At 59.9% G+C, this 17811-nt stretch carries 28 protein-coding genes, 1 tRNA gene and 1 pseudogene; 3 read left to right on the forward strand and 27 right to left on the reverse strand.

The features are described 5' to 3' along the window. Positions 1-206 precede the first annotated feature (206 nt). The 27 genes and pseudogenes from rpsD to AC56LV_RS12755 form a co-directional block, all read right to left on the reverse strand. Positions 207-830, reverse strand: coding sequence for a 30S ribosomal protein S4 (rpsD, locus tag AC56LV_RS12625; RefSeq protein WP_183554224.1), 624 nt, complete (start codon positions 828-830; stop codon positions 207-209). 249 nt (positions 831-1079) lie between these two features. Continuing rightward, a complete protein-coding gene (gene rpsK / locus AC56LV_RS12630) occupies positions 1080-1484 on the reverse strand; it encodes a 30S ribosomal protein S11 (RefSeq protein ID WP_005663404.1) in 405 nt (134 codons plus the stop codon). Positions 1485-1498: 14 nt separating this feature from the next. Then, the gene (rpsM, locus tag AC56LV_RS12635) at positions 1499-1864 is read right to left on the reverse strand and encodes a 30S ribosomal protein S13 (protein ID WP_183554226.1); all 366 of its coding nucleotides are present in this window, start codon (positions 1862-1864) and stop codon (positions 1499-1501) included. 16 nt (positions 1865-1880) lie between these two features. Continuing rightward, complete coding sequence (gene rpmJ, locus AC56LV_RS12640; RefSeq protein WP_005663407.1) at positions 1881-1994, reverse strand: 50S ribosomal protein L36; 114 nt, start codon at positions 1992-1994, stop codon at positions 1881-1883. Positions 1995-2033: 39 nt separating this feature from the next. Continuing rightward, positions 2034-2242 (reverse strand): annotated as a pseudogene (locus tag AC56LV_RS12645) (S1 domain-containing protein). Positions 2243-2263: 21 nt separating this feature from the next. Beyond that, positions 2264-3598 carry a preprotein translocase subunit SecY gene (gene secY / locus AC56LV_RS12650; RefSeq protein WP_183554228.1) on the reverse strand — a complete coding sequence of 445 codons (1335 nt, stop codon included), beginning with the start codon at positions 3596-3598 and terminating at the stop codon, positions 2264-2266. 28 nt (positions 3599-3626) lie between these two features. Beyond that, positions 3627-4058, reverse strand: coding sequence for a 50S ribosomal protein L15 (rplO, locus tag AC56LV_RS12655; RefSeq protein WP_183554230.1), 432 nt, complete (start codon positions 4056-4058; stop codon positions 3627-3629). A gap of 28 nt (positions 4059-4086) precedes the next feature. Then, positions 4087-4266, reverse strand: a complete 180-nt coding sequence (gene rpmD / locus AC56LV_RS12660) for a 50S ribosomal protein L30 (RefSeq protein WP_123069947.1) — start codon at positions 4264-4266, stop codon at positions 4087-4089. Between the two features lie 11 nt (positions 4267-4277). Further along, entirely contained in the window at positions 4278-4796 is a 519-nt protein-coding gene (gene rpsE / locus AC56LV_RS12665) for a 30S ribosomal protein S5 (protein ID WP_183554232.1), read from the reverse strand. A gap of 12 nt (positions 4797-4808) precedes the next feature. Next, positions 4809-5171: a 50S ribosomal protein L18 gene (rplR, locus tag AC56LV_RS12670; protein WP_183554234.1), complete on the reverse strand. Its 363-nt coding sequence runs from the start codon at positions 5169-5171 to the stop codon at positions 4809-4811. An 11-nt stretch (positions 5172-5182) separates the two neighbouring features. Continuing rightward, a complete protein-coding gene (gene rplF, locus AC56LV_RS12675) occupies positions 5183-5716 on the reverse strand; it encodes a 50S ribosomal protein L6 (RefSeq protein WP_183554236.1) in 534 nt (177 codons plus the stop codon). 10 nt (positions 5717-5726) lie between these two features. Continuing rightward, complete coding sequence (gene rpsH, locus AC56LV_RS12680) at positions 5727-6122, reverse strand: 30S ribosomal protein S8 (protein WP_183554237.1); 396 nt, start codon at positions 6120-6122, stop codon at positions 5727-5729. A gap of 14 nt (positions 6123-6136) precedes the next feature. Next, entirely contained in the window at positions 6137-6442 is a 306-nt protein-coding gene (gene rpsN, locus AC56LV_RS12685) for a 30S ribosomal protein S14 (protein WP_332530666.1), read from the reverse strand. A 5-nt stretch (positions 6443-6447) separates the two neighbouring features. After that, positions 6448-6987: a 50S ribosomal protein L5 gene (gene rplE, locus AC56LV_RS12690; protein WP_123069942.1), complete on the reverse strand. Its 540-nt coding sequence runs from the start codon at positions 6985-6987 to the stop codon at positions 6448-6450. Between the two features lie 6 nt (positions 6988-6993). Then, positions 6994-7308, reverse strand: coding sequence for a 50S ribosomal protein L24 (rplX, locus tag AC56LV_RS12695; protein ID WP_171085179.1), 315 nt, complete (start codon positions 7306-7308; stop codon positions 6994-6996). Between the two features lie 9 nt (positions 7309-7317). Beyond that, positions 7318-7686 carry a 50S ribosomal protein L14 gene (gene rplN / locus AC56LV_RS12700; RefSeq protein WP_183554239.1) on the reverse strand — a complete coding sequence of 123 codons (369 nt, stop codon included), beginning with the start codon at positions 7684-7686 and terminating at the stop codon, positions 7318-7320. A 232-nt stretch (positions 7687-7918) separates the two neighbouring features. Then, the gene (rpsQ, locus tag AC56LV_RS12705; protein WP_183554240.1) at positions 7919-8191 is read right to left on the reverse strand and encodes a 30S ribosomal protein S17; all 273 of its coding nucleotides are present in this window, start codon (positions 8189-8191) and stop codon (positions 7919-7921) included. Beyond that, positions 8188-8379: a 50S ribosomal protein L29 gene (gene rpmC, locus AC56LV_RS12710; RefSeq protein WP_123069940.1), complete on the reverse strand. Its 192-nt coding sequence runs from the start codon at positions 8377-8379 to the stop codon at positions 8188-8190. Before rpmC ends, rpsQ begins: the two co-directional genes overlap by 4 nt. A gap of 12 nt (positions 8380-8391) precedes the next feature. Next, the gene (gene rplP, locus AC56LV_RS12715; protein WP_145653055.1) at positions 8392-8811 is read right to left on the reverse strand and encodes a 50S ribosomal protein L16; all 420 of its coding nucleotides are present in this window, start codon (positions 8809-8811) and stop codon (positions 8392-8394) included. Positions 8812-8813: 2 nt separating this feature from the next. Continuing rightward, complete coding sequence (gene rpsC / locus AC56LV_RS12720) at positions 8814-9653, reverse strand: 30S ribosomal protein S3 (protein ID WP_332530667.1); 840 nt, start codon at positions 9651-9653, stop codon at positions 8814-8816. 11 nt (positions 9654-9664) lie between these two features. Further along, positions 9665-9997 carry a 50S ribosomal protein L22 gene (rplV, locus tag AC56LV_RS12725; RefSeq protein WP_183555278.1) on the reverse strand — a complete coding sequence of 111 codons (333 nt, stop codon included), beginning with the start codon at positions 9995-9997 and terminating at the stop codon, positions 9665-9667. Further along, complete coding sequence (rpsS, locus tag AC56LV_RS12730; protein ID WP_119811777.1) at positions 9994-10269, reverse strand: 30S ribosomal protein S19; 276 nt, start codon at positions 10267-10269, stop codon at positions 9994-9996. Before rpsS ends, rplV begins: the two co-directional genes overlap by 4 nt. 9 nt (positions 10270-10278) lie before the next feature. Continuing rightward, entirely contained in the window at positions 10279-11106 is an 828-nt protein-coding gene (gene rplB, locus AC56LV_RS12735) for a 50S ribosomal protein L2 (protein ID WP_183554262.1), read from the reverse strand. After that, positions 11106-11423, reverse strand: a complete 318-nt coding sequence (gene rplW, locus AC56LV_RS12740) for a 50S ribosomal protein L23 (RefSeq protein WP_183554264.1) — start codon at positions 11421-11423, stop codon at positions 11106-11108. The genes rplB and rplW overlap by 1 nt, the downstream gene beginning before the upstream one ends. After that, positions 11420-12040: a 50S ribosomal protein L4 gene (gene rplD, locus AC56LV_RS12745; protein WP_183554266.1), complete on the reverse strand. Its 621-nt coding sequence runs from the start codon at positions 12038-12040 to the stop codon at positions 11420-11422. Before rplD ends, rplW begins: the two co-directional genes overlap by 4 nt. A gap of 3 nt (positions 12041-12043) precedes the next feature. Further along, the gene (gene rplC / locus AC56LV_RS12750; protein ID WP_183554268.1) at positions 12044-12700 is read right to left on the reverse strand and encodes a 50S ribosomal protein L3; all 657 of its coding nucleotides are present in this window, start codon (positions 12698-12700) and stop codon (positions 12044-12046) included. 276 nt (positions 12701-12976) lie between these two features. Further along, a tRNA-Val gene (locus AC56LV_RS12755) sits at positions 12977-13053 on the reverse strand. Between the two features lie 403 nt (positions 13054-13456). On the opposite strand from AC56LV_RS12755, the gene ggpS reads away from it, so the two are divergent. Genes ggpS through AC56LV_RS12770 form a run of 3 tightly spaced genes read left to right on the forward strand, consistent with a single transcriptional unit; the run spans position 13457 to position 17811 of the window. Next, entirely contained in the window at positions 13457-15775 is a 2319-nt protein-coding gene (ggpS, locus tag AC56LV_RS12760) for a glucosylglycerol-phosphate synthase (protein ID WP_499558119.1), read from the forward strand. A gap of 1 nt (position 15776) precedes the next feature. Further along, entirely contained in the window at positions 15777-16892 is a 1116-nt protein-coding gene (locus AC56LV_RS12765; protein ID WP_499558121.1) for a mechanosensitive ion channel family protein, read from the forward strand. A 28-nt stretch (positions 16893-16920) separates the two neighbouring features. Next, a complete protein-coding gene (locus AC56LV_RS12770; RefSeq protein WP_499558123.1) occupies positions 16921-17811 on the forward strand; it encodes an AraC family transcriptional regulator in 891 nt (296 codons plus the stop codon).

Below are 17811 nucleotides of genomic sequence, written 5' to 3' on the forward strand. Positions count from 1 at the left end.
AGGCGGTAAAACGAATTGGGTTACGACGGGAAGAGTAGGAATCGATGATTCATTGCAAGGCCAACCCTGGGTTGCTGCTCTTACACGACTACTCCCGTCGTTCCCACGTAGGCGGGAATCCAAGCTGCTCGATCTAGCCGGCAAACTTGGGTCCCCGCCTGCGCGGAGATGACATGCAGGGCGGCTTGCGCCACCCATCATGTCAATTAACGCGAGTACAGTTCGACGATCAGCGCTTCGTTGACGTCAGCAGCGATTTCGTTACGCTCTGGGAACGAACGGAAGGTGCCTTCCAGCTTCTTGGCATCGACCGACACCCAGCTTGGGAAACCGATTTGCTCAGCCAGCGACAGGGCTTCAGCGATACGCACTTGCTTCTTGGCCTTTTCACGAACAGCGACGACGTCGCCGGTCTTGACCTGGTACGAGGCGATGTTCACGACCTGGCCGTTGACGGTGAAGGCTTTGTGGCTGACCAGCTGACGTGCTTCAGCGCGGGTCGAACCGAAACCCATGCGGTACGTCACGTTGTCCAGACGCGCTTCCAGCAGCTTCAGCAGCGTTTCGCCGGTGTTACCCTTGCGACGCGACGCTTCTGCGAAGTAGCGGCGGAACTGGCGTTCCAGGATGCCGTACATGCGCTTGACTTTTTGCTTTTCGCGCAGTTGGTTGCCGTAGTCCGAGGTGCGGGCACCCGACTTGACACCGTGCTGGCCTGGCTTGATGTCCAGTTTGCACTTCGAGTCGAGCGAGCGACGTGCGCTCTTGAGGAACAGGTCAGTGCCTTCACGGCGCGACAGTTTTGCTTTTGGTCCGATATAACGTGCCACGTTAGATTCCTTTAATAATTGATCACGCCCCAGAGTGCAGAAGCACCCAGGCGCTAGTCCAGCTCTGGAAAGTCAGGCCGGACGTGGCTTGCATCACCCACCGCTTGAGCAGCAGGCGACAAGAGCCGGGCAGTATATCCCATTTACGGGCAACTGCACCGGCTTTTCTTGAAAACACAACGGGGCTATGCGCCCCGAGCATCGATTACCAAGTACACGGGCTGGCGGCAAGCCACCCTCCCCTGCAACTTAGATACGGCGACGCTTTGGTGGACGGCAACCGTTGTGTGGAACTGGGGTGACGTCCTGGATCTCGGTGATCTTGATGCCGAGGTTGTTCAGTGCGCGCACAGCCGATTCACGGCCTGGGCCTGGGCCCTTGATACGCACTTCCAGATTCTTCACGCCCGATTCCTGAGCGACCTTGCCAGCAGCTTCGGCAGCAACCTGCGCTGCGAACGGGGTCGATTTGCGCGAACCCTTGAAGCCGGCGCCGCCGGAAGTTGCCCACGACAGAGCATTGCCCTGACGATCGGTGATCGTGATGATCGTATTGTTGAAGGACGCGTGCACGTGGGCGATGCCCTCGGCAACGTTCTTCTTGACTTTCTTGCGGACGCGCGCTGCTGCCGCGCTGCTTTGTTGCTTGGCCATAGTCGGTTCCTAGATTATTTCTTGAGCGATTGAGCTGCCTTACGCGGGCCCTTACGGGTACGCGCGTTGGTGCGGGTACGCTGACCGCGGACCGGCAGGCCCTTACGGTGACGCATGCCGCGGTAGCAGCCCAAGTCCATCAGACGCTTGATGTTCATGGACAGTTCGCGGCGAAGATCGCCTTCCACGACAAACTTCGCGACTTCGTCACGCAGCTTCTCGAGTTCGTTATCGTCCAGGTCCTTGACTTTTTTGGTGGTCGCGATACCGGTTGCGTCGCAGATTTTCTGCGAACGCGGACGGCCAACACCGTAGATCGCCGTCAGGCCGATAACAGTGTGCTGATGATTTGGGATGTTAACCCCTGCAATACGTGCCATTCGTTATTCCTCGAAATTAACCTTGACGCTGCTTGTGACGCGGCTCGACGCAGATCACACGGACCACGCCCTTGCGCTTGATGATCTTGCAGTTGCGGCAGATCCGCTTGACTGAAGCGTTAACTTTCATTTTGCACTCTCTTCGGTTCGTTTACTTGATGATGTGTTTTTACTTGGTGCCGAATACGATGCGAGCCCGGGACCACGATAACGGGGTCAACTTCACCATTACCGGGTCACGCAGGCAGAAGCGAACACGCATTCTACCCGAGATCGACCCCAGGCTCACATTTCGTTTTCCAGCTTCACGCGGAACGTCGCGTTTGGGAGATCCTTTCGAACCTCCCCTTGCATTCGGATGACATCGTCTTCTGCCATTCGCGCCATGCACCCGACCACTTATCGCGTCGGGACGCCACCCTTGAAGTTCGCCTTGCGCAGCAGTGAATCATATTGCTGCGACATGACGTAGTTCTGTACTTGTGCCATGAAGTCCATCGTCACCACAACGATGATCAGGAGCGACGTGCCACCGAAGTAGAAGGGAACCTTCCACTGGGCGGTCATGAACTCCGGCACCAGGCACACCAGGGTGATGTAGACAGCACCAGCCAGGGTCAGGCGCATCAGGATCTTGTCGATATAGCGAGCGGTCTGATCACCCGGACGGATGCCCGGTACAAACGCGCCACTTTTCTTCAAGTTGTCCGCCGTTTCCTTGCTGTTAAATACCAGCGCGGTATAGAAGAAGCAGAAGAACACGATCGCCACCGCATACAGCAACGCGTGGATTGGTTCGCCCGGCGCCATCGACGCCGCCAGATCCTTCAGGAACCCGATCACCGGGCCGCTGGAATCCTTGCCACGGGTGAACCAGTCGACAATCGTCGCCGGGAACAGAATGATCGACGACGCGAAGATCGGCGGGATCACGCCTGCCATGTTCAGCTTCAAGGGCAGGTGGCTGGTTTGGCCACCGTAGATCTTGTTGCCGACCTGGCGTTTCGCGTAATTAACCAGAATCTTGCGCTGTCCGCGTTCCACGAACACCACCGCATACGTCACCGCAGCGATCAGCAGAACGATCAGGATGGCCGAGAAGCTGCCGATCGAACCGTTTGACACCAGGGTGAACAAGCCACCCAGCGCCGACGGCAAACCTGCTGCGATGCCGGCAAAGATGATGATCGAAATGCCATTGCCAAGACCACGCTCGGTAATCTGCTCGCCCAGCCACATCAGGAACATGGTGCCGGTCAAGAGGGTCACGATGGTGACGAAACGGAAGCCGAGACCAGGGTCAATGACCAGGCCAGGCTGCGCTTCGAGCGCGACAGCGATACCGAACGCCTGGAAGAGTGCCAGCGCAACCGTGAAGTAACGGGTGTACTGGGTAATCTTGCGGCGGCCGGACTCGCCCTCTTTCTTCAACGCCTCGAGTTGCGGCGAAACGATCGATGCGAGCTGCATGATGATCGAAGCCGAAATATAAGGCATGATGCCGAGCGCGAACACGGTAAAGCGGGACAAGGCGCCACCCGAGAACATGTTGAACATGCCCAGGATGCCGCCTTCGTTCTGCTTGAACAGCGCAGCGAGCTGCACCGGGTCAATCCCGGGGACCGGAATGTGAGCACCGATGCGGTACACGACCAACGCGCCAAGCAAAAACCACAGCCGGGCCCATGGGAATCCGGAAGCGGCGCTTTTACCAAGTTGTGAATTAGTCGCCAATTTTTGCTCCGATCAGGCAGCGATCGCTTTACGCGACCGAGCCGCCAGCTGCTTCGATTGCCGCTTTAGCGCCGGCGCTCACTTTCAGGCCTTTGAGGTTCACCGCTTTGGTGATCTCGCCGGACAGGATGACGCGCACGTCACGTGCCAGAACCGACAGAACGCCAGCCGCTTTGAGCACCAGGATGTCGACTTCGCCGACGGCCAGGTTGTTCAGATCGGACAGACGCACTTCAGCCTTGAACGTTGCGTTCAGCGATTTGAAACCACGCTTTGGCAGACGACGCTGCAGAGGCATTTGACCGCCTTCGAAGCCGACTTTGTGGAAGCCGCCCGAACGCGACTTTTGACCCTTGTGACCACGGCCGGCAGTTTTGCCGATGCCGGAGCCGATACCGCGGCCGACGCGACGCTTGTAGTGCTTGGCGCCGTCAGCTGGTTGAATGGTATTGAGTTCCATTGATTTCTCCGTTCGCAAGCCCGAGGGCTTACGAAACCACTTTCACGAGGTACGATACTTTGTTGATCATGCCACGCACGGACGGGGTGTCTTGCAACTCGGAGACCGAGTTGACGCGACGCAGACCCAGACCGCGCACGGTGGCACGGTGATCCTGACGGGTACCGATCAGGCCCTTGACGAGCTGAACTTTAACGGTGTTAGCCATGTGATTTCCCCTTAACCCAGGATGTCTTCGACCGACTTGCCACGCTTGGCGGCGATGTCGGAAGCAGTGCTCATTTTCGACAGACCGTCGAGAGTTGCGCGCACCAGGTTGTATGGATTCGACGAGCCGGTCGACTTAGCGACCACGTCCGTCACGCCCATCACTTCGAAGATAGCGCGCATTGCGCCACCAGCGATCACGCCGGTACCAGGCTTAGCTGGCATCATCATGACGCGCGAGGCGCCGTGACGACCGGACACGGTGTGATGCAGGGTACCGTTCTTGAGTGGCACCTTGATCAGGTTGCGGCGGGCTTCTTCCATCGCTTTTTGCACGCCGACTGGAACTTCCTTCGACTTGCCTTTGCCCATGCCGATGCGGCCATCGCCGTCACCGACAACGGTCAGCGCTGCAAAACCCATGATACGACCACCCTTGACCACTTTGGTCACGCGGTTGATCGCGATCATTTTCTCGCGCATGCCATCATCCGGCTTGTCGCTTGCCATTTTCGCTTGCATTTTTGCCATGACGATTCTTCCTTAGAACTTCAGACCGGCTTCACGCGCGGCTTCCGCCAGCGCCTTCACCCGACCGTGGTAACGGAAACCGGAGCGATCGAACGCGACTTCGGTGATTCCTGCTTTCAGTGCCTTTTCTGCGACGCGCTTGCCGACCAGAGCGGCTGCTGCAGCGTTGCCGCCGGCGCCAGTCTGACCTGCCAGCTCGGCGCGCACTTCAGCTTCCAGAGTCGAAGCCGACACCAGTACTTTTGCGTCCGGGCTGATCAGGTTCGCATAGATATGCAGGTTGGTGCGGTGAACCGACAAACGGTTCACGCCCAGCTGCGAGATCTTGATGCGGGTCTGACGTCCACGACGCAGACGTGATTCTTTCTTGTCCATGTCAGCTCCGATTATTTCTTCTTGGTTTCTTTAAGCTTCACCACTTCGTCCGAATAACGGACACCCTTGCCTTTGTAAGGCTCAGGCGAGCGGTAAGCGCGAACTTCAGCGGCAACCTGGCCGACCTTTTGACGATCGATACCCTTGATCAGGATCTCGGTCGGGGTCGGAGTTGCTGCAGTAACGCCTTCCGGCATTGCGTGCAGCACCGGGTGCGAGAAGCCCAGCGACAGGTTCAGGGCGTTGCCCTGCACTGCTGCCTTGTAGCCCACGCCGACCAGGTTCAGCTTCTTCTCGAAGCCCTTGGTCACGCCGGTTACCATGTTGTTGACCAGAGCACGCAAGGTGCCGGACATGGCGTTCGATTCACGCGAATCATCGACTACGTCGAAGGTCAGCGTGCCATTGTTGTTTTCCACTTTGACCAGGCCGTTCAGGGCCTGGGTCAGGGAGCCCAGCGGGCCCTTGACGGTGATCGACGACGCGTTGATCGCGACTTCGGCACCGGCAGGGACGGCGATAGGCATCTTAGCTACTCGAGACATCGTCTACTCCTTAAGCCACGTAGCAAATCACTTCGCCACCGACACCGGTAGCGCGCGCTTTGCGATCAGTCATGACGCCTTGCGGGGTCGACACGATTGCCACGCCCAGGCCGTTCATGACGGTTGGGATCTCGTCTTTACCTTTGTAGATACGCAGGCCAGGACGGGAAACACGCTCAAGGCGCTCGATGACCGGACGGCCAGTGTAATACTTCAAACCGATTTTCAGTTCCGCTTTACCACCTTCGGAGGTGACAGCGAAATCCTCAATGTAACCCTCGTCCTTCAGGACGTTGGCAATAGCAACCTTGACTTTTGACGACGGCATTGCGACCGTGGTTTTCTGAACAACTTGTGCGTTGCGAATGCGGGTCAGCATATCGGCGATAGGATCGCTCATACTCATTGCATATTCTCCTATTACCAGCTTGCTTTGGTCATACCAGGAATTTCGCCCTTCATGGCGAATTCGCGGAGTTTAGTACGTGCCAGACCGAATTTACGGAAAGTGCCACGTGGACGGCCAGTGATGGCGCAGCGGTTACGCTGACGGGTCGGCGCCGAGTTGCGCGGCAGAGCCTGCAGCTTCAGACGCGCTTCGTAGCGTTCTTCTTCCGTCTTCGACTGGTCGTCGATGATCGCTTTAAGAGCGGCACGCTTCGGGGCGAATTTCTCCACCAGGTCTGCACGCTTCTTTTCGCGGTTAATCAGTGAAAGTTTTGCCATTGCTCTTAGTTCCTGAACGGGAATTTGAAGGCGGCGAGCAGCGCTTTGGCTTCTTCGTCGGTCTTAGCAGTCGTGGTAATCGAGATGTTCATGCCACGCAGTGCATCGATCTTGTCGTAGTCGATCTCTGGGAAGATGATCTGTTCCTTGACACCGATGTTGTAGTTGCCGCGACCATCGAACGATTTACCATTGACACCGCGGAAGTCACGCACGCGCGGCAGAGCCACGGTGATGAAACGGTCCAGGAATTCGTACATACGGGCGCCGCGCAGGGTCACCATCGTGCCGATCGGGTAGCCTTCGCGGATCTTGAAACCAGCGATTGCCTTGCGTGCCTTGGTGATCACTGGCTTCTGGCCGGCGATCTTCGTCAGGTCGCCAGTGGCGTGCTCGATGATCTTCTTGTCAGCGACTGCTTCCGACAGACCCATGTTCAAGGTGATCTTGGTCAGACGTGGCACTTCCATCACCGACTTGTAACCGAATTTCTCGGTCAGCTCGGCGACGACTTTTTCTTTGTAAATTGCTTGGAGACGGGCCATTTATTCTTACCCCTTCACTACTTCGCCGCTCGACTTGAAGACGCGGACTTTTTTGCCGTCCTGGTCTTTGAAGCCAACGCGATCTGCCTTGCCGGTCGCTGCGTTGAACAGCGCGACATTCGACACGTGAATCGGCATTGTCTTGTCGACGATACCACCAGTAACACCGGTCATCGGGTTAGGCTTGGTCGCTTTTTTAGCGACGTTGACGCCTTCGACGATGACGTGTTCAGCGTCTACACGCTGTTGAACGACACCGCGCTTGCCCTTGTCTTTCCCGGCCAGAACGATGACTTCGTCGTTTTTACGAATCTTATCCATGTCGTATCCTTACAGAACTTCAGGTGCCAGCGACACGATCTTCATGAACTTTTCAGTGCGCAGCTCGCGCGTCACTGGTCCGAAGATACGGGTACCGATTGGCTCCAGCTTGGCGTTCAGCAGGACAGCGGCATTGCCGTCGAACTTGACCAGGGAACCATCCGGGCGACGCACACCTTTTGCGGTGCGCACAACCACGGCATTGTAAATTTCACCTTTTTTGACGCGACCACGTGGGGCTGCGACTTTAACGGTGACCTTGATGATGTCGCCAATGCTCGCGTAACGGCGCTTTGAGCCGCCCAACACCTTGATGCACAGAACTTCCTTTGCACCCGTGTTGTCGGCTACTTCGAGCCGGCTTTCGGTTTGAATCATAGTATTTTCTTTCCCAACTTAAGCCGAAGAAACCCCACAATTTGTGGGCCTGCGGTCAGTCTTGGTCCCGCCGTAACGCCCCTGCTGGAGCATGACGATTGGGTGATTGGACTTTCCAATAACGCTTTCGTTACAGGCCGCACTTGCCGAGGGGGACAAACTGCGGCAACACATGAACGAAGCCCGCTAGTATCTCAGATACCAGCGGGCCACGCAAGACAATTTTTAAAGCTTAGAGGACTGGTGCTACCAACAGCACCTGGGTGACCGTCCAGGCTTTCGTCTTCGAGATCGGGCGACCTTCTGCGATCTCGACGGTGTCGCCAATTTTCGCTTCGTTCGCTTCGTCGTGCGCGTGATACTTGTTCGAGCGCACGATGATCTTGCCGTACAGCGGATGCTTGACGTGACGTTCGATCAGTACGGTTACCGTCTTGTCCATTTTGTCGGACACGACTTTACCGACCAGCGTACGCTTCAGCGCCGTTTTAGTGGTGTCGTTCATTTGGCTTCCTTCGTGTTCATCACAGTCTTCACACGCGCGATATCGCGACGTACTTTCTTGAGCTGCGAGGTATTCCCGAGCTGCTGGGTGGCGACTTGCATGCGCAGACCAAATTGGGCCTTGAGCAGCTCGTTCAGCTCCTTCTGCAGCGCTTCCTGGTCCTTGCCGCGGAGTTCCGATGCTTTCATATACAACTCCTGTTATTGACCGACCTGGCGAACCACGAACGTGGTAGCCAGTGGCAGTTTGGCAGCGGCCAGGCGGAATGCTTCGCGCGCCAGGGTTTCATCAACGCCGTCCATCTCATACAGGACTTTGCCTGGCTGGATTTCAGCGACGTAGTATTCCGGGTTACCTTTACCGTTACCCATACGAACTTCAGCTGGCTTGTTCGAAATCGGTTTGTCCGGGAAGATACGGATCCAGATACGACCGCCACGCTTGATGTGACGGGTCATGGCACGACGTGCCGCTTCGATCTGACGTGCAGTGATACGGCCGCGGGCAACTGCCTTCAGACCGAATTCACCGAACGAGACCGCGGTGCCGCGGGTGTGCGAAATGCCGGTGTTACGGCCTTTCTGCTCTTTACGATACTTCCTGCGCGATGGTTGCAGCATGCTTATTCTCCTGCTTTCTCAGCTGGGGCAGCAGCAGGTGCAGCGGCAGCCGGGGTCGCCAGCTTGACAGCTGGACGAGCGCGGACAACTGGCGCTGCGGCTGGACGTGCGCCGCCTGCTGGGCGTGGGCCGCGCGATGGCTTGCCATCGTCACGACGTGGGCCGCGTGGCTTCTTGTCGTCCGGCGGGGTGTCGATGACTGGTGCTTCGCCGGTGACCGAACGGTCGCCCTTGTAGACCCAGACCTTGACGCCGATGATGCCGTACGTGGTCGATGCTTCGCTGGTGCCGTAGTCGATATCGGCGCGCAGGGTGTGCAGTGGCACGCGACCTTCGCGGTACCATTCGGTACGTGCGATTTCGATGCCGTTCAGGCGACCCGACGACATGATCTTGATGCCGACAGCGCCCAGACGCATCGCATTTTGCATCGCGCGCTTCATTGCACGACGGAACATGATGCGCTTTTCGAGCTGTTGCGAGATCGAATCGGCGATCAGCTGCGAATCGATCTCAGGCTTGCGGATCTCTTCGATATTGACGTGCACTGGCACGCCCATGATCTTCGCCAGCGACGACTTCAGCACTTCGATGTCTTCGCCTTTTTTACCGATCACGACACCAGGACGCGACGAGTAAATGGTGAAACGCGCGTTCTTGGCAGGACGCTCGATGACGATGCGACCGACCGAAGCGTTCTTCAGCTTCTTTTTCAGGAAAGCGCGTGCTTCCAGGTCTTCCAGCAGCATGGCTGCGAAGTTGCCGTTACCAGCATACCAACGCGACGACCAGTTACGGGTGACCGCCAGGCGGAAGCCGGTTGGGTGGATTTTCTGACCCATTCTGTGACTCCTTAGTTACCGACAGTCACGTAAATGTGACAGGATTGTTTAGAAATACGATCGCCGCGGCCTTTTGCACGTGCCGTGAAACGCTTCAGGATCGGGCCTTTTTCGACATAGATCTGAACGATTTTCAGTTCGTCGATGTCCGCGCCATCATTGTGTTCCGCGTTGGCGATAGCCGACTCGAGAACCTTCTTGATGATCGTCGCGCCCTTTTTTGGGCTGAATTGCAGAATGTTGAGTGCTGCGTCAACTTTCTTGCCGCGGATCAGATCGGCCACCAGGCGGCCTTTTTGTTCCGACAGGCGCACGCCTTTGAGGATAGCTTTAGTTTCCATTATTTTTTCGCCTTCTTGTCAGCGGCGTGGCCCTTGAACGTACGGGTCAGCGCGAACTCGCCGAGCTTGTGGCCGACCATGTTCTCCGACACATACACAGGAACGTGCAGCTTGCCGTTGTGAACAGCGATCGTCAGACCGATGAAGTCTGGGGAGATCGTCGAGCGGCGCGACCAGGTTTTGACTGGCTTTTTGTCTTTGTTCGCTTGCGCGGCTTCGACTTTTTTCACCAGGTGGGCGTCAATAAACGGCCCTTTTTTCAATGAACGAGTCATTTTTTATCCTTATTTCTTGCCGCGGCGCGAAACGATCATCGACGAAGTACGCTTGTTCGAACGCGTCTTCTTACCCTTGGTCTGCTGGCCCCATGGGGACACTGGGTGACGACCGGCTGCAGTTTTACCTTCACCACCACCGTGCGGGTGATCGACAGGGTTCATGACCACACCGCGAACGGTTGGACGAACACCACGCCAGCGCATCGCGCCAGCTTTACCGATCTTGCGCAGGCTGTGTTCGGCATTGCCGACTTCGCCAATGGTAGCGCGGCACTCGATGTGCACGCGACGGACTTCACCCGAGCGCAGGCGAACCTGAGCGTAGGTGCCTTCACGTGCCATCAGCACGACGCCGGCGCCGGCGGTACGGGCCATCTGGGCACCCTTACCTGGCAGCATTTCGACGCAGTTCATGATGGTACCGACCGGGATGTTGCGGATCGGCAGGCAGTTACCGGCCTTGATCGGCGCTTCCGAGCCATTCATGATGCTATCGCCGACAGCCATGTTCTTGGTGGCGATGACATACTGACGCTCACCGTCCGCGTAGCACAGCAGTGCAATGTGCGCGGTACGGTTCGGGTCGTATTCGATACGCTCGACCTTGGCAGGGATGCCGTCCTTCTGGCGCTTGAAGTCGACCAGACGGTAATGCTGCTTGTGACCGCCGCCCATGTGACGGGTGGTGATGTGACCGTTGTTGTTACGGCCGGCAGTTTTCGATTTCTTTTCAACCAGGGCTGCGAATGGACGACCTTTGTACAGGCCTTCAGTCACAACTTTCACCATGCCGCGACGGCCTGGGGAGGTTGGCTTCATCTTAACGAGTGCCATTATTTAGCCTCCTCGACAAAATTGATTTCCTGGCCTGGCTTCAGGCACACGAAAGCACGCTTGGTGTGGTTGCGACGACCGTTGAAACGGCCCGAACGCTTCTGCTTGCCTTCACGGTTCAACGTCTGGACCGATTCGACCTCGACTTTGAACAGCAGTTCGACAGCAGCCTTGATTTCTGGCTTGGTCGCGTCAGGCATGACCTTGAACACGATCTGCTCGTTCTTTTCCGCGACGAAGGTAGCCTTCTCGGAAATGATCGGAGCCAGCAGCACCTTCATCAGGCGCTCTTCGCTAAATTTGATTGCGGCGCTCATGCGTACATCTCCTCGATCTTGGCCAGAGCAGCTTTCGTGACCAGGATTTTCTTGTAGAACACCAGCGACATCGGGTCAGCGTGCTTAGGCTCAACGACCAGAACGTGCGGCAGATTGCGCGATGCCAGCTCGAGGTTTTCATCGATGGTATCGGTGATCACCAGGACCGAGTCCAGACCCATGCCCAGCAGTTTCTGCGACAGCAGCTTGGTCTTTGGTGCTTCGATCGACAGGTTCTCGACGACACTCAGACGGCCTTCGCGGGCCAGTTGCGAGAAGATCGAGCAGATACCTGCGCGGAACATCTTCTTGTTAACTTTGTGCGTGAAGTTTTCTTCTGGGCTGTTCGGGAAGATACGACCACCGCCGCGCCACAGTGGCGACGACGACATACCAGCACGAGCGCGGCCGGTACCTTTTTGGCGCCATGGCTTCTTGGTCGTGTGGTGGACTTCTTCACGATCTTTCTGCTTGCGGTTACCGCCACGTGCGTTAGCAGCGTAGGCGACGACGACTTGGTGAATCAGGGCTTCGTTGTATTCACGACCGAACACTTCATCGGCGGCTGCAACATTGGCGCCGTCTTGACCTTGCTCATTCAGGAGCTTCAGTTCCATGGCTTACGCTCCTTTCTTGAGTTTGGTTTTAACAGCAGGCTTGACGACCACTTGGCCGTTCTTCGCGCCAGGTACGGCACCTTTGATCAGCAGCAGCTGACGTTCGGTGTCGATGCGAGCAACTTCCAGGTTCTGGGTGGTGACGGTGACGTCGCCCATGTGACCGGTCATGCGCTTGCCTGGGAACACGCGGCCTGGATCCTGGGCCATACCGATCGAGCCAGGAACATTGTGCGAACGCGAGTTACCGTGGGTAGCACGGCCCGATGCGAAGTTGTGACGCTTGATGGTACCGGCGTAGCCCTTACCGATCGAGGTGCCTTGCACGTCGATTTTCTGGCCCACTTCGAACAGCGAAGCATCGATGGTGTCACCGGCTTTGAGTTCGGCGGCTTTGGTGGAATCGATGCGGAATTCTTTCAGCATCGTACCGGCTTCGACGCCAGCTTTGGCGTAGTGACCGGCAGCGGCTTTCGTCACGCGCGAAGCACGACGTTGACCGTAGACGACCTGAACTGCGGTGTAGCCATCAGTTTCAGGGGTTTTGATTTGTGCGACACGGTTGTTCGACACATCCAGCACGGTGACAGGGATTGAATCACCCTCGTCCGTGAAGATACGCATCATGCCAACCTTGCGACCGAGAAGGCCCAAGCTCATTTTTTCTCCATTCCCACCTACGATTGGGCGGGGGTAGTTGAACTACTAAATAATACGGGCAATAAAAGACGCACCCGTACCGAAGCCGGCTAGTATAGCGCGCAAACGGCAACGGCGCAACAGGAAAAATCGGCATCGAGACCGGTCCTGTTGCGCTTTTCGCAGTATCTGGAGAATGAAGAATCCGTTCGAGCTGAACGGCACAGACAGGCACAGCATCGTGCGCCTTGTCTCTACAGGCATCAACCATTGCTGGGAGCCTGCGACTTGAATTTCTGGTGGGCGGTGCAGGATTCGAACCTGCGACCCCTTGGATGTCGACCAAGTATTCTAACCAACTGAACTAACCGCCCGGGGAGCCGAATTATACGAGGCATGCTGGAACTTTTGCAATAGCTTTTTTCGGCGATTCAACTTTTCGGCAGAACATTGGCGTGACCCGAACGCAGCAGCCGAGGCAAATCGCCGGTTGTGCCAGGTGCAACAAAATGTTATTGTACAAATGTATTTTGAGGACGGGCTTTGTCGTGCGCACCTGGCACACGTGATTTTCCGGCATCCATGCCGGCGCTGCCCGCTCTCCTCCGCCTGGCGGCCCCGGCCCTGTCGAACGCGCAATTCTTCGTACAACAAAGCGCGCTTCGCGCCATCCGCCTTTCCCCGGCCCGCGCGCCTCCCCGGCGACTTCGCGTGCCCCGACCTGCGCCGTCAGTCCACCCCTGGTCTGCTGGCGGACGCATTGCTGCAAGGATTTATATGACTGTCATTGATACGCAACGCTGGCCCCGCCTGCTGGACCCTTCCCGCCTGGTCCTGGCGACCGACCTCGACGGAACGCTGCTGGCCGGTACCCACGAAGCGCGGCGCCGCATCCGTGAACTGTTCTCGGGCGCCCTGCCCGGCGCCAAACTGGTCTTCGTCACCGGTCGCGGCCTGGAAACCGTCATTCCACTGCTGAGCGATCCGACCGTCCCGCGCCCCCATTACATCGTTGCCGACGTCGGCGCGACGATCGTCGATGCCGACCTGCGCCCGGTCGAGCCGCTCGCGCACGAGATCGCCGCCACCTGGCCCGGTACCCACGAGGTGCTGCGCGCGCTCAGGGGCTTTCCTCAGCTGGTGCGCCAGCTCGTGCCGCAGGAGCGGCGCTGCTCGTTCTATGCGACCGAGTCCGCCATCACGCCAGAGCTGCGCGCGGCGGTCGACGCCCTCGGCTGCGACCTGCTGTTCTCGGCCGGGCAGTACCTCGACGTGCTCCCGCGCGGCGTCGGCAAGGGTGCCGCGGTGCGCCGCCTGGCCGAGGTGGCCGGGTTCGATCCGGCCCATATCCTGGTGGCGGGCGACACCTTGAATGACCTGTCGATGTTCGAGGCGGGATTTCGCGGCGTGGTCGTGGGCGCGGCCGAACCGGCGCTGGTCGAAGCCGTGCGCAAGTCGCCGCGCGTGGTGGTGGCCGACGCCACCGGCTGCGGCGGCATCCTCGAAGCCCTTGGCCGCCATGGCCTGCGCTTCGATGGCGACGACAGCCCTGCCGCCGCCACGGCCTGCGGCGACGCCGAGCTGGTGATGGTGTATCACCGCCTGCCCTACGACGAAGTGCTCGAGAATGGCGTCACGTACGCGCGGCGCCCGAAAAGCCCCAACGGCATCATGCCGACGTTGCTGAGCTTTTTCGCCGGCGGGCGCAAGGGCTCGTGGGTCGCGTGGTCGCAGCAGGACAGCCGCAGCCCGGCAGACTTTGCCCCGCACGTCGCGGTCGATGCGGCGCGCTACCCGCACCTGAAGGCCGCCCGCATCGCGCTCACGCCGGACGACATCGACCAGTTCTACAAGAAGTTCTCGAAAGAGGCGTTCTGGCCGATCATCTTTTCGTTCCCCGACAAGGCCGTGTTCCGCCAGGACCACTGGGAACGCTACCTCGAGATCAACCGCCTGTTCGCGGAGCAGACCGCGCGCGAAGCGGCGTACGGCGCCACCGCCTGGATCCACGACTACAACCTGTGGATGGTGCCGGCCTTCCTGCGCCCGCTGCGCCCCGACCTGAAGATCGCGTTCTTCCACCACACGGCGTTCCCGTCGAGCGACGTCTTCAACATCCTGCCATGGCGGCGCGACATCATCGGCAGCCTGCTGCAGTGCGACTACGTGGGCTTTCACATCCCGCGCTACGTCGAGAACTTCGTCGACGCCGCCCGTTCGTGCGCGCCGGTGCAGGTCGTCGATGGCGTGGGCTGCGCGCCGCGCTTCCTGACCTTCGGCTGCGCGCTGGGCGTCGATCACATGACCACCGCGCTCGAGGTGAATGGCCGCCAGGTCGCGCTGGGCGCCCATCCGGTCGGCACCAACACGGACCTGATCGACGCGCTGGTCGAGACCGACGCCGTGCAGCAGCAGATCGCCGGGATCGACGCCTACCTGGACGGCAAGACCGGGATCGTTTCGATCGAACGCCTCGATTACGTGAAAGGCTCGCTGGAAAAGCTGCAGGCCTATGAACGCATGCTCGAACAGCACCCGGAATTGCTGGGCAAGGTCACGCTGCTGAACATCATCACGCCGGCCGCCAGCGGCATGGACATCTACGACAGCCTGCGCGAAGACCTGGACCGCATCGTCGGGCGCATCAACGGGCGCTTCTCCACGATGGACTGGGTGCCGGTGCGCTACTTCTACCGCAGCCTGCCGTTCGAAGAGGTAGTGGCCCACTACGCTGCCTGCGACATCGCCTGGATCACGCCGCTGCGCGATGGCCTGAACCTGGTGGCCAAGGAATACGTCGCCACCCGCCATGCGACGGGCCGGCCCGGCACGCTGGTGCTGTCCGAGTTCGCCGGCGCCGCCGTCGAGCTGCACGGCGCGCTGCTGGTCAACCCGTACGACGCCAACGCGATGAGCGCCACGCTGTACGACGCGCTGACGATGGGCGCCGACGAAGTGGCGTACCGCGCCGGGCGCATGGCGGCGATCGTGCGCGGTCACGATGTGACGCGGTGGGGCGACGACTTCCTGGCCGCGCTGGCGGCATTGCCGGCGCCGGGCGCCGAACAACCGGTCGAAGAACGCGCCGCGGCCTGACATGAACTACATCATCCTTGCCAATCCCGTCGCTGACTGGCTGATCGCGCTGGCGGCCATGGTGGCCGTCACCATCGGCCTGGACGCGTTCAAGTCGATCGTCGCACGGCGCCTGGGTGCGGGGGCCACGCGGACCGAAGCGGGCACGCACACGCTCCTGCACGACATCGCCGCCGCCACGCTGCGCTCGACGAAGCTGGTGGTGCTGGGCTTCGTCGGCCTGTATGTCGGCGCCAGCCTGCTGACCCTGCCCGCGAAAGCGGACCTGTTCATTGGCCGCTTCGCCATCACGGCGCTCTTGATCCAGGTCGCGCTATGGGGCGATACGGGCCTGCGCACCTGGCTGCGCGTCACGCGCGCGCAGCGCAGCAGCGAAGACCCGGACCGCGTTACCTCGTCTGCCGCAATTACCTTCCTGGTACGCGTGGCGCTGTGGGCGATCGTCGCGCTGATGGTGCTCGACAACCTGGGCGTGAACATCACCACGCTCGTGGCCAGCCTGGGTATCGGCGGTATCGCCATCGCGCTGGCGGTGCAGAGCATCCTGGGCGACCTGTTCGCGTCGCTCTCGATCGTGCTCGACAAACCGTTCGTCGTGGGCGACTTCATCATCGTCGACAAGATGCTCGGCACGGTGGAGAAGATCGGTTTGAAGACGACCCGCGTGCGCAGCCTGGGCGGCGAGCAGATCGTGTTTTCGAACAACGACCTGCTCAAGAGCCGCATCCAGAACCTGCGCCGGATGGCGTCGCGCCGCGTGGTGTTCGGGTTCGGCGTGTCGCACCGCACGCCGGAACCGCTCCTGCGCGCGCTGCCGGCACTGCTGGAAGAGATCGTGCGCGCCCAGCCGCAGGTACGCTTCGACCGCGCCCACCTGAGCGGCCTGGCCGCGCCGAGCTTCAACTACGAAGTCGTGTACTACGTCGACAACACCGACTACACGATCTACATGGATATCCAGCAGGAGATCTACCTGCGCATCGTGGCGCTGCTGCAGGCGCAGGACGTGGCGCTGGCCTTGCCGGTGCAGACCGTGCAGCTCACGCGTGAAGCGCGGCCGCACGACAGCGCCCAGGCAGGCAACGACGCCGATGCATCGCTGGGGAAAGCTGCCTGACGTGGCATCCTCGCGCTACACTTGGCGCATGCACACGCCACTTCTCGCCCGCGTCCTGCGCTACGCCGCCCTTCAGGCCGACCGCGACGGCATCGCCCCCACGCCGATCGCCGGCCTGGTCGCGATCCACTCGGGCGAACGCACTGCCATCAATTGCCAGATCGCCCGCCCGCTGGCCTGCCTGGTCCTGCAAGGCAGCAAAGAGGTCAGCACGGGCGGGCAAACACTCACGTTCCATGCGGGCGATTCTCTCTTGATCATGGCCGACGTGCCTACCGCCAGCCAGATCACGCAGGCCAGCAGCGCGGCGCCCTACTGTTCACTGGTGCTCGACCTGAATCCGGCCGTGATTGCCGATCTGGCCACCGACATGGCGACGATCGAAGAATCCACCGGCGCGCCGGTGCGCAGCGCGCCGACCGATACACACCTGGCGGACACCGCCCTGCGCCTGATGGGGTTGATCGAGCGGCCCGCCGCGCTGCCGGTGCTGCAGGCCGCGCTGGTACGTGAATTCCATTACTGGCTGCTGGCCGGCCGCCACGGCGCGGCGGTGCGGCGCCTTGGCCTGCCCGACAGTCACGTGCGCCGCGTGGCGCGCGCCGTCGCGCTGCTGCGCACCGACTATGCACGCCGGCTCCCGGTGGAGCAGCTGGCCGGCCTGGCCGGCATGAGTCCTTCCTCGTTCCACCAGCACTTTCGCGCGGTGACCTCGCTCACGCCACTGCAGTTCCAGAAGCAGCTGCGCCTGATCGAGGCGCGCCGCCTGATGCTCGCCGACGGCGTCAACGCCAGCACGGCCGCCCATGCGGTCGGCTACGAGAGCGTGCAGCAATTCACGCGCGAGTACGGGCGCATGTTCGGGCTGCCGCCGGTGCGCGACGTGAGCGCCGCGCACGAGCGCCTGCACGCCGCCTGA

Source organism: Telluria sp. RB2R28 (genome assembly GCF_059685835.1).

What these genes read in the sequence shown, in the direction of transcription:
- rpsE (WP_183554232.1), bottom strand. Translation starts at nt 4,796, where the DNA reads ATGGCAAAAATGCAAGCGAAAATGGCAAGCGACAAGCCGGATGATGGC.
- rpsS (WP_119811777.1), bottom strand. Translation starts at nt 10,269, where the DNA reads ATGACTCGTTCATTGAAAAAAGGGCCGTTTATTGACGCCCACCTGGTG.
- rpmC (WP_123069940.1), bottom strand. Translation starts at nt 8,379, where the DNA reads ATGAAAGCATCGGAACTCCGCGGCAAGGACCAGGAAGCGCTGCAGAAG.
- rplB (WP_183554262.1), bottom strand. Translation starts at nt 11,106, where the DNA reads ATGGCACTCGTTAAGATGAAGCCAACCTCCCCAGGCCGTCGCGGCATG.
- rplD (WP_183554266.1), bottom strand. Translation starts at nt 12,040, where the DNA reads ATGGAACTGAAGCTCCTGAATGAGCAAGGTCAAGACGGCGCCAATGTT.
- rplF (WP_183554236.1), bottom strand. Translation starts at nt 5,716, where the DNA reads ATGTCTCGAGTAGCTAAGATGCCTATCGCCGTCCCTGCCGGTGCCGAA.
- rpsQ (WP_183554240.1), bottom strand. Translation starts at nt 8,191, where the DNA reads ATGAACGACACCACTAAAACGGCGCTGAAGCGTACGCTGGTCGGTAAA.
- rpsM (WP_183554226.1), bottom strand. Translation starts at nt 1,864, where the DNA reads ATGGCACGTATTGCAGGGGTTAACATCCCAAATCATCAGCACACTGTT.
- rplP (WP_145653055.1), bottom strand. Translation starts at nt 8,811, where the DNA reads ATGCTGCAACCATCGCGCAGGAAGTATCGTAAAGAGCAGAAAGGCCGT.
- rpmD (WP_123069947.1), bottom strand. Translation starts at nt 4,266, where the DNA reads ATGGCTAACACCGTTAAAGTTCAGCTCGTCAAGGGCCTGATCGGTACC.
- rplO (WP_183554230.1), bottom strand. Translation starts at nt 4,058, where the DNA reads ATGGAACTCAATACCATTCAACCAGCTGACGGCGCCAAGCACTACAAG.
- rplR (WP_183554234.1), bottom strand. Translation starts at nt 5,171, where the DNA reads ATGGACAAGAAAGAATCACGTCTGCGTCGTGGACGTCAGACCCGCATC.
- rplE (WP_123069942.1), bottom strand. Translation starts at nt 6,987, where the DNA reads ATGGCCCGTCTCCAAGCAATTTACAAAGAAAAAGTCGTCGCCGAGCTG.
- rpsH (WP_183554237.1), bottom strand. Translation starts at nt 6,122, where the DNA reads ATGAGTATGAGCGATCCTATCGCCGATATGCTGACCCGCATTCGCAAC.
- rpsK (WP_005663404.1), bottom strand. Translation starts at nt 1,484, where the DNA reads ATGGCCAAGCAACAAAGCAGCGCGGCAGCAGCGCGCGTCCGCAAGAAA.
- rpmJ (WP_005663407.1), bottom strand. Translation starts at nt 1,994, where the DNA reads ATGAAAGTTAACGCTTCAGTCAAGCGGATCTGCCGCAACTGCAAGATC.
- rplX (WP_171085179.1), bottom strand. Translation starts at nt 7,308, where the DNA reads ATGGATAAGATTCGTAAAAACGACGAAGTCATCGTTCTGGCCGGGAAA.
- AC56LV_RS12770 (WP_499558123.1), top strand. Translation starts at nt 16,921, where the DNA reads ATGCACACGCCACTTCTCGCCCGCGTCCTGCGCTACGCCGCCCTTCAG.
- rpsC (WP_332530667.1), bottom strand. Translation starts at nt 9,653, where the DNA reads ATGGGTCAGAAAATCCACCCAACCGGCTTCCGCCTGGCGGTCACCCGT.
- rpsN (WP_332530666.1), bottom strand. Translation starts at nt 6,442, where the DNA reads ATGGCAAAACTTTCACTGATTAACCGCGAAAAGAAGCGTGCAGACCTG.
- ggpS (WP_499558119.1), top strand. Translation starts at nt 13,457, where the DNA reads ATGACTGTCATTGATACGCAACGCTGGCCCCGCCTGCTGGACCCTTCC.
- rplN (WP_183554239.1), bottom strand. Translation starts at nt 7,686, where the DNA reads ATGATTCAAACCGAAAGCCGGCTCGAAGTAGCCGACAACACGGGTGCA.
- rplC (WP_183554268.1), bottom strand. Translation starts at nt 12,700, where the DNA reads ATGAGCTTGGGCCTTCTCGGTCGCAAGGTTGGCATGATGCGTATCTTC.
- rplW (WP_183554264.1), bottom strand. Translation starts at nt 11,423, where the DNA reads ATGAGCGCCGCAATCAAATTTAGCGAAGAGCGCCTGATGAAGGTGCTG.
- AC56LV_RS12765 (WP_499558121.1), top strand. Translation starts at nt 15,777, where the DNA reads ATGAACTACATCATCCTTGCCAATCCCGTCGCTGACTGGCTGATCGCG.